The sequence below is a fragment of the Kistimonas scapharcae genome, assembly GCF_039540975.1.
In the GTDB taxonomy this organism is placed as follows: Bacteria; Pseudomonadota; Gammaproteobacteria; order Pseudomonadales; family Endozoicomonadaceae; genus Kistimonas; species Kistimonas scapharcae.
In genome coordinates this window covers 1-9,457 of record NZ_BAABFL010000361.1, presented here as the reverse complement: position 1 = coordinate 9,457, position 9,457 = coordinate 1, and the positions used below count along the sequence as shown (strand labels likewise).

The window sequence follows — 9,457 nt, the reverse complement described above, 5'->3', positions numbered from 1 at the left end:
GAAAGCATGAGCGGTAGCAACATACTGCGGATTTTCAGGCTTGGTTCAAGGCTTTCAATGAAACGTCAACAGCCCCTAGCCTCAATTGTTAAAATACCGACGATTCGTGGACAGCAACGAAAAACAAATGCCACAAAACGATTCCATAAGGTTGCGCAACATCCCAAACCCTCCTGTAGTTCTTCCGGATTGACTGCAACCTGCCTCCTTTCAACATGCCTAGTTGAATCCACGTCTACGCTCCTGAAAAATTGGACTTTCAATTAAGACAATAAAAACTATTAGTAGGTTCCTAAAACCAAAGTTTACCCTCTGAAAAACAAATGCATTAAAATCAACAAGTTAAGGTAATCCATTTTTCTTTTTTGATATTAAGGAGGATAATGCAGTCATTTTCACACATTTGCTTTATTCAGAATGACTCAATCACTACGTATCGTTTTTGCTGGCACCCCAGAATTCGCCAGCCTTCACCTTCAGGCCGTCATTGACAGTCCCCATGAAGTCATTGCCGTTTACTCACAGCCAGACCGCCCGGCAGGACGGGGACGCAAGCTGACGCCTAGCCCGGTCAAGCAGCTGGCACTGGAACATAATATTCCCGTATTTCAGCCCAAGACCCTGAAATCTGAAGAAGCCCAGCAGGAACTGGCCGCCCTGCAACCAGACCTGATGGTGGTCGTTGCCTATGGCCTGCTACTGCCCCAGGCAGTCCTGGATATCCCGAAATATGGCTGCATCAATGTCCACGGTTCCATCCTGCCACGCTGGCGGGGGGCTGCGCCGATTCAGCGCGCCATTGCCGCTGGCGACAAGGAAAGCGGTGTCACCATCATGCAGATGGATGCCGGGCTGGATACCGGTGATATGCTGCTGAAAGCCTGCTGTCCGATTCATACTGACGATACCAGCCAGAACCTGCATGACCGACTGGCTGAAATCGGTGCGCCCTGTCTCCAGCAGGCGCTGGATCAAATCGCCGCCGGCACCCTGACGCCGGAAAAGCAGGATGATGAACAGGCCAACTACGCCCACAAGATGAGCAAGGAAGAGGGCGGTATCGACTGGTCCAGGCCAGCCCGGGAGCTTGACTGCCTGGTACGCGCCTTTAATCCCTGGCCTGTGTCATGGGCGGAACTGGAAGGCGAACGCATTCGGGTATGGCAGGCCACAGCTATCGAAGCATCTTCCGATAAAGCCCCTGGTACCATTATTTCTGCAGACAAGCAAGGTATTACCGTCAGCTGCGGTAGCGGTAGCCTTGTTCTGAAACAACTGCAGTTACCGGGCAGCCGGGCGATGAGCGTACAGGACCTACTCAACAGCCGCAGTGACCAGTTTGCCCCGGGGAAGCGGTTCGCCTGAAATGAATACTCCACAACAACCCGTTCGGAAAAGTCCGGCCAATGTCCGGCTGCAGGCTGCCCGCACTATCGCCGCCGTGCTCAAAGGGCAATCACTGGCCACTATGCTGCCACAGGCGGAAAAGCGTCTTCACGACAGTGAACACCCGCTACTTCGCCAACTCTGTTATGGCACGGCGCGCCATTTTTTCAGTTTGTCACTGATTCGGGACCGTTTGCTCAGCAAACCGCTCAAAGCCAGCGAAAAGGAAATACAGGCACTGCTGCTGGTTGGTCTCTATCAGCTGCTTTACAGCCGTATACCGGAACATGCGATCCTCTCTGAAACCGTCAATGCCACACGTAATCTGAAAAAGCCCTGGGCAAGAGGGCTGGTCAACGCCGTCCTTCGCAGCGCCCAACGGCAGAAAGCTGAGCTGACAGACTGGCAAGGTTCCACTGAGGAAGCGCGCTATGAACATCCCCAGTGGCTGCTTCGTCGCCTGAAGCAGGCCTGGCCCGAGCAATGGCAGGCTATCGTTGATGCGGGTAATCAGCAGGGACCAATGACCTTGCGGGTTAACGCCCGTCAATCCAGTCGTGACGACTACCTGAAACAGCTGCGCGATGAAGGTATTGCCGCACATCCCTGTCTGTTCTCTGCCCACGGCATTCAATTGGAGGAAGCTTCTCCCGTCACGGCCTTACCCGGCTTTCAGGATGGCTGCGTCAGTGTTCAGGATGAAGCGGCACAACTCAGTGCATCGCTTCTGGATGCTGAAAAAGGTGAACGGGTGCTGGATGCCTGTGCCGCGCCTGGTGGTAAAAGCTGCCATATTCTGGAGCAAACCGAAGGTGTAGACCTCTGGTCGCTGGATATCGACAGCGAGCGGGCAGCCCGTATCCATGAAAACCTGTCACGCCTGAAACTGACCGCCCATGTCATCACCGGTGATGCCACCCGGCCAGATACCTGGTGGGATGGCCAGCCTTTCGACCGCATCCTGCTGGACGCTCCCTGTTCCGCCACCGGCGTCATACGACGGAATCCTGATATCAAATGGCTGCGCAGGGACGACGATATCCCCCAACTGGCGGATCTTCAGCGGCAAATCATGGATACGATGTGGTCCCTGCTGAAACCGGGCGGCATCCTGCTCTATGCGACCTGTTCCGTGCTGCCGGATGAAAACAGCCTGCAAATAGAGGCATTCCTTGAGCGACACGACGACGTCATCCTGGAGCCTGTCCCGGCGGAATTTGGCCTGGATACCGGTTACGGCATTCAGCTGCTGCCAAAACCCCAGGGAAATGATGGCTTTTTCTACTGCCGGTTACGCAAAAAAGCGTCATAATGCAGGATTGACCTGGTGACCGTCGGCCAAGCCGGCGGCCTCACGATGTAAGGAACCCATTCAGGCACGTTTCATGAAAATCATCATTCTCGGCGCCGGACAGGTCGGGGGCACCCTGGCTGAGAACCTGGCCAGCGAAGAAAACGATATCACGGTCGTGGATACCGATGGTGATCGACTCAGGGAGTTGCAGGACCGGCTCGATATCCGCACGGTTCACGGCATGGCCTCGTTTCCTTCGGTCCTGAAGCAGGCGGGCGCCGATGACGCGGACATGCTGGTCGCCGTCACCAACACCGATGAAGTGAACATGGTGGCCTGCCAGATCGCCTACACCATGTTCCGGACGCCGACCAAGATCGCCCGTATTCGCCAGACGGCTTACCTTAGCCGCGCAGGTCTGTTCAATGACGAAGCCTTTCCTGTCGATGTTCTGATCAGTCCGGAACAGGTCGTCACCAAGTACGTCACTCGATTGATCGAATACCCGGGCGCACTGCAGGTACTGGATTTTGCCGGCGGCAAGGCACAGTTAGTTGCCGTGAAAGCCTACTATGGCGGTCCACTGGTTAACCAGGAACTCCGGACTATCCGCGAACACATGCCCAACGTGGATACCCGGGTTGCGGCCATCTTCCGACGCGGCAAGGCAATCATGCCGGAAGGTACCACCGTGATTGAGGCCGACGACGAAGTCTTCTTCATTGCTGACCGCAAACACATCCGGGCTGTCATGAGTGAGCTGCGCCGTCTGGACCAGGACTACAAGCGCATCATCATCGCCGGTGGCGGCAACATTGGTCTGCGGCTGGCCCAGGCGATTGAGGATAAGTACAACGTCAAGATCATTGAGCACAATGTTCAACGTTGTCATCACCTGTCTCAGTCCCTGAACAAGGCGATTGTCTTTAACGGCAATGCCTCAGACCGGGATCTGCTGGTCGCAGAAAGCATTGAGGAAACTGATGTCTTCATCGCCCTGACGAACAACGATGAAGCCAACCTCATGTCCTCGTTGCTGGCCAAACGACTTGGTGCCCGCAAGGTGATGGCGCTGATCAACAACCCGGCCTATGTCGATCTGCTGCAAGGCGGCAGTATTGATATCGCGATCTCACCCCAGCTGGCCACCATTGGCAGTTTGCTCCGTCATGTGAGACGTGGTGACGTAGTGAACGTTCACTCACTCCGCAGGGGCGCGGCAGAGGCGATCGAAGCCATTGCACATGGCGACGAAACCAGCTCACGGGTTGTTGGCCGAACCATTGGTGCCATTGAGTTGCCACCGGGCACTACCATCGGCGCAGTCGTGCGGGATGACCAGGTTCTCATCGCCCACGACCATATCGAAATCCAGTCCGGCGACCACGTTATCTTGTTCCTCACCGACAAGAAGCGTATAACCGAGGTGGAAAAACTGTTCCAGGTGGGACTCAGTTTCTTCTGAAAAACCGGTAAAAGCTGGCTGCATAAAAAATACTGACTCCGCAGCCAGTCACTTTACGAAGGAATAACAATAGTCTGTTCTGTACTCGCCGCCGGATTGGCCATAACAACACGGAACAAGGCGCACGGGATACAGAAGACAAGGTGCTTTCTGGGGGAGTTGAATGCATCTGCCGGTCATTCTGCGCATTCTGGGGATTCTTCTGGTGCTGTTCAGTACCGCCAGCCTGCCACCCATGGCTGTGGCCTGGTGGTACGGCGAACCGGAAATCATGCTGTTTACCTATACCTTCCTGATCACACTGGTGACCGGGCTGGTCTTCTTTCTGCCATTCAGCCGGGCCAAGCATGAGCTGCGCCCACGGGATGGCTTTCTGATTACTGTGCTGTTCTGGGCTGTTCTTGCGGTTTTCGGTGCCTTTCCTCTCCTGTTGATGGATGCGCCGTCGCTATCTGTCACTGATGCTTTTTTTGAGTCCATCTCCGGCCTGACCACCACCGGTGCCACAGTTCTCACCAATATTGACGCCATGCCCCGCGCCATCCTGTTTTACCGACAACAATTACAATGGCTTGGCGGGATGGGAATCATTGTTCTTGCCGTCGCGATTCTGCCCATGCTGGGCATCGGCGGCATGCAGCTCTACAGGACGGAAACCCCGGGGCCGGTCAAAGACCGCAAACTGACGCCCCGCATTGCCGAAACCGCCAAAACCCTCTGGTATCTTTACCTCGGCCTGACGGTTGCCTGTGCGCTGGCTTACTGGATGGCCGGCATGACGCCGTTCGACGCCATCAGCCACAGTTTCTCCACCGTTGCCATTGGCGGATTCTCAACCCACGACGCCAGTATCGGCTGGTTCAACAATCCAGCCATTGAAGGTATCGCGATCTTTTTTATGCTGATTTCCGGCATCAATTTCGCCATGCATTATCTGGCCTGGCATAACCGCAGTTTCCTGATGTATTTCTCAGACCCGGAAGTCCGTGGTTACCTGCTGATGCTGGTTGGCGTCAGCCTGATAACAGTAACGGTGCTTCTCTACAATGATATCTATGACGGTATGGAGGCAGCCCGTTACGGTATTTTTGAAGTGGTTTCCATTGCAACAACCACCGGCTTCAGTACTACAGACTTCTCCATCTGGCCCACTTTCCTGCCGCTGTTGCTCTTTCTGACCAGCTTTGCCGGTGGCTGTGCAGGTTCCACGGCCGGTGGTATGAAAGTGATCCGCGTATTGCTGATCTTCAAGCAGGGGTCACGGGAACTGAAACGGTTGATTCACCCCAACGCGATCTTTTCCATCAAGCTGGGCCGCAAACCCGTGGATGACAAGGTCGCGGATGCTGTCTGGGGCTTTTTCTCGGCGTATGTCTTCCTGTTCATCGTTATGTACCTGGCGCTGCTGGCCACAGGACTGGATATCACTACAGCCTTTTCTGCCGTTGCATCCTGTATGAACAACCTGGGCCCTGCACTGGGCGAGGCATCGGCTAACTACCAGAGTTTGCCGGATACTGCGAAGTGGATCCTGAGTTTTGCCATGCTGCTGGGACGTCTGGAAATCTTCACCCTGCTGGTACTGTTTACCCCGATGTTCTGGCGTCACTGACCTTTTTCACAGAAAGACGTCTGAATATGTTCCTGAATTTTGCGATTCAGGAACTTTTTTCTTACTTACGGACTCTACTGTACGAATCCCGAGAATCTGGATTCATGTTTGTTCACTTGTATCCAGGAGTACCAAGCCATGGAAAATCTCGCCGTTATCCCTTGTGCCAGAAACAATGGTCTTTTAAACGACCCGGATATGTCTCGTCAGCAAGAGGAGGCGCGGAGGTTAGTTTGGCAAGCCTGATACCCTACCCCTTCAAAGAACAGAGCAACTAGACGCAAGGCATGTAGATTCTTGTCAGGTTCAACTCAACCTGCAAACGAAAGACCCCTACCACCAATCAAACCTTCCTGTTACACCAGCGGCAGCATCTAATCCGTTATCCGTTCTGGAGTCCTTGCTAGAAAGCAAAACACCTAAAGACGATCCCAAAAATGAAATCCAGAAACTGAGTAACTCATTGGTAGATCACTGTTCTGGCAATAAAAATACAAGAAAAAACCTTAAGCACCTTCTCAATAAAATGGATGAGACCGCTCTTGAACGTACGGCGCACCTACATCACATCCTTCCCAGACAGCCAGCTTGTGCTATTCCTCATAAATATATTCCTGCGCAGTCGAAAACAGTTGGCGACATACATATAACCACCCTGGATCACACAACTATTTACAAAGCCCTTTATCCAGGTTTTCTGGTTCCCTGCTGTCTTCGGCTGGATACTCCGCACACAAAATATCTATACATGATCCTGTTGTACCCGGAAGTTACCCTAACAATGCTTGAGACAGGCGATGGAAAACTGCTTACCTCTATCGTCACCGTAGACCGGGGAGACAGTGGAATTGCTTTGTGTCATGTAGATAACTGCAGGGGAACCTCTGCTCATCTTAAGCCAGAAAAAACAAGGCGGGCTATTGAAACATTTGCTCAACATCTCACTCAATCTATGGGTAAGCCTGTTTTCCTGGCTCCCGGTGAGGCCACCATTGAAAACCTGACAACAGCAGACCAAAGAGCCGCCTGCCAGACGGTTCTGGATGAGCTGCTTAAACAGGCCATTATTGAGCTTTCTGGTAATAAACAATTCCAGAAAATGCAGGAAAAGCCTTCCAATGACAGGACCACTGTAGCCAATCAGGACCTTAAGCAGCTTTCATTTGTCCTGGAAAACCTGACCACTGCAAAACTATCTGGCTTCATCAGACAGCAGGCAGTTAAGTACTGCGCAGAAACCCTCAATTACCCCTATGCCTTTACGGATAATTATTTGGTACCAGAGAGAAAGGAGGATGACTATTTACGAGTCAACACAAATGAGGGACATGGTTGTTGCGAAGTATATCTACAAATAGCGCCTATAAAGCCGGTATCCAGGGATGAAACTCGTCATGAGTCGGTTTGATATCATCATTATAGGTGGAGGCGTAGCCGGATTGTCCGCCGGCTACGCCCTGTCATTACAACGAAAACGGATTTTGGTATTGGAACGCGAATGCATGCCGGGCATACATGCGAGCGGACGGGCCGTTTCCATTTATGCGCAATCCAATGGCTATGAGAATCCGGTTATATTAGCTTTAACCAAATCCAGCCTGAAGTTCTTCCTGATCCCACCCATAGGATTTAGCGACAACCCACTTTTACACCAATGCTCTGTTATTTTTATTTCGCCATTACATAGAGAAGAAAAGCTACGGGTATTATGGAAATCAATACACGGTGTGTTGGATAGGGTACAGCTTCTATCGAGTCCACCAATTGAAGCGATTCCCCTATCGAGTCAAATGAGTCGTAAGGTTGTGTATGACCCCTATACGTTCGATATCGACAGTCATGGACTGTTATGCGGTTATCGTCGCGCCATAAAAACCAATCATGGGCAATTCCAGCCCAACAGCCCTGTGACAACACTTAATTATGCGGGTGGCCTGTGGACAGTATTCACTCAAAGCAACGCCTATCAAGCTCCCATCATCATTAATGCAGCCGGCGCTTGGGCAGATGAAGTCGCACTGAAAGCGGGCATACGTCCCCTTGGTCTGCTACCGCTACGCCGCACTGTGATAACAATCAATCACAGCAAAACCGAAACCTGTGCACGGGCACCGATGATGATCAGTGCTTTAGATGATTTCTATATCAAACCTGAAAAAGGTGTTTTGCAGGTATCCCCCTGCGATGAGCATCTGAGTTCTCCCTGTGATTCCCGCCCGGAAGACATTGATATCGCCCTTGCCGCCGAAAGACTTTCTCAGGCAACAGGCATAATCACTCAGCGCATCAATTACGCCTGGGCTGGCTTAAGAACCTTTGCCCACGATCGAACGCCGGTTATAGGTTTCAGCACACAAATAGCAGGTTTTTTCTGGCTGGCAGGGCAGGGAGGCACTGGTATTCAAACTGCGCCTGCATCCGGCTGGCTGACCGCCTCATTAATTCTGGGTTACGGCATCCCACAAGCACTCAGAGACCAGGGAATTACTGAAGAAAGCATCAGCCCTAAACGTTATGAGGCGGTATAAATGTCTACAGTAAAGCGCCTCAAGGCTATTTTACTGCCGGGGCTTGTGTTTCAGTCGACGATTATCGGTGGCGGTTATGCCAGTGGACGCGAACTCGTCGAATTCTTTCTTCAATATGGGCCTGTAGCCGGTTATTTCGGGTTTATTCTGACTTTTTGTATTTTTGCACTTGTGCTTATCGTCAGTTTTGAATTTGCCAGAATAACGAATAGCTATGACTATAAAACATTCTTCCAACACCTTCTCGGACACTTATGGTTTCTTTATGAACTTTTCTTTTTTATCACGCTGATGATTGTTGTTTCAGTATGCAGCTCTCTGGCTGGAGGAATCATCGCTTACTCTACCGGACAGAATGAAATATTTGGAATGATAGTCTTTATCTGTATCGTAACGTTGGCAAGCAGCTTGGGAACTGAAAGAATCGAGACATTCATGGGCTTTTGGTCTGTCGCGCTCTACGGCACATATTTCATATTTTTTATGTATGGGGTCAAACCGATAAATATCACAAACAATGATATTTTCTATAGTCTTCCCAATAACAATGATTGGTTAAATGGGGCTACAACATTTGCTGTCAGTAGTTTGGCTGCGATGCCTGTAATACTTTTTTCATTACGCTCTTTAGATAGCTCTTGCTATTCTATTGCGGCAGGATTCAGTGCAAGTTTACTTGCCATTATGCCAGGATTAGCCTTTTACACCGTAATGCTTGGCTATTACCCTGAAATCATTGATGATACTGTACCATTAACGCGGATATTGATAGAAATAGACTCCCAGTTGCTATGCAGAATTTTCCCTCTAATCATTTTTGGTACATTGATCGAGACCTGTTCAGCTCTTTTGCACACATTCAATGAACGCCTATCAGTGGCCAGCAATAAAAATATATCTTCAGAGAAACGCGCAACAATTACATTATTTCTATTAATCATTACTGTTTTTATTGCAGACAACGCTGGTTTTATTTACCTCATCAATAAAGGGTATAGGGTCATTTCATGGCTATTTTATGCTCTATTCTTCGTACCACTATTCACAAGAGGTATCAAATTGATATTTTTAAAAAAACTATCAAAAACGTAAGTAAGTACTCAAAAACCGGTACATAAGGCGATTTCACGTTCTGCCGCCTAAGCTCATCCCCATGTTCCCATTACCGCCTG

Annotated in this window: 7 protein-coding genes; all 7 read left to right on the top strand. The window is 50.8% G+C overall.

Translation table 11 applies throughout. The features are described from left to right. Positions 1–417: 417 nt before the first annotated feature. Positions 418–1,365 (top strand): methionyl-tRNA formyltransferase, encoded by a 948-nt coding sequence (fmt, locus tag ABD892_RS13005; protein WP_345196189.1) that lies wholly within the window; start codon positions 418–420, stop codon positions 1,363–1,365. 1 nt (position 1,366) lies between these two features. Continuing rightward, positions 1,367–2,698, top strand: coding sequence for a 16S rRNA (cytosine(967)-C(5))-methyltransferase RsmB (gene rsmB / locus ABD892_RS13000; RefSeq protein ID WP_345196188.1), 1,332 nt, complete (start codon positions 1,367–1,369; stop codon positions 2,696–2,698). A 73-nt stretch (positions 2,699–2,771) separates the two neighbouring features. Continuing rightward, complete coding sequence (gene trkA, locus ABD892_RS12995) at positions 2,772–4,145, top strand: Trk system potassium transporter TrkA (RefSeq protein WP_211831138.1); 1,374 nt, start codon at positions 2,772–2,774, stop codon at positions 4,143–4,145. Between the two features lie 163 nt (positions 4,146–4,308). Then, positions 4,309–5,757: a TrkH family potassium uptake protein gene (locus ABD892_RS12990; protein ID WP_345196187.1), complete on the top strand. Its 1,449-nt coding sequence runs from the start codon at positions 4,309–4,311 to the stop codon at positions 5,755–5,757. Between the two features lie 400 nt (positions 5,758–6,157). Continuing rightward, positions 6,158–7,165: a hypothetical protein gene (locus ABD892_RS12985; RefSeq protein ID WP_345196186.1), complete on the top strand. Its 1,008-nt coding sequence runs from the start codon at positions 6,158–6,160 to the stop codon at positions 7,163–7,165. After that, positions 7,140–8,285 (top strand): NAD(P)/FAD-dependent oxidoreductase, encoded by a 1,146-nt coding sequence (locus ABD892_RS12980; RefSeq protein ID WP_345196185.1) that lies wholly within the window; start codon positions 7,140–7,142, stop codon positions 8,283–8,285. The genes ABD892_RS12985 and ABD892_RS12980 overlap by 26 nt, the downstream gene beginning before the upstream one ends. Beyond that, positions 8,286–9,377, top strand: a complete 1,092-nt coding sequence (locus tag ABD892_RS12975; protein ID WP_345196184.1) for a hypothetical protein — start codon at positions 8,286–8,288, stop codon at positions 9,375–9,377. It abuts the gene before it with no gap. Positions 9,378–9,457: the final 80 nt, after the last annotated feature.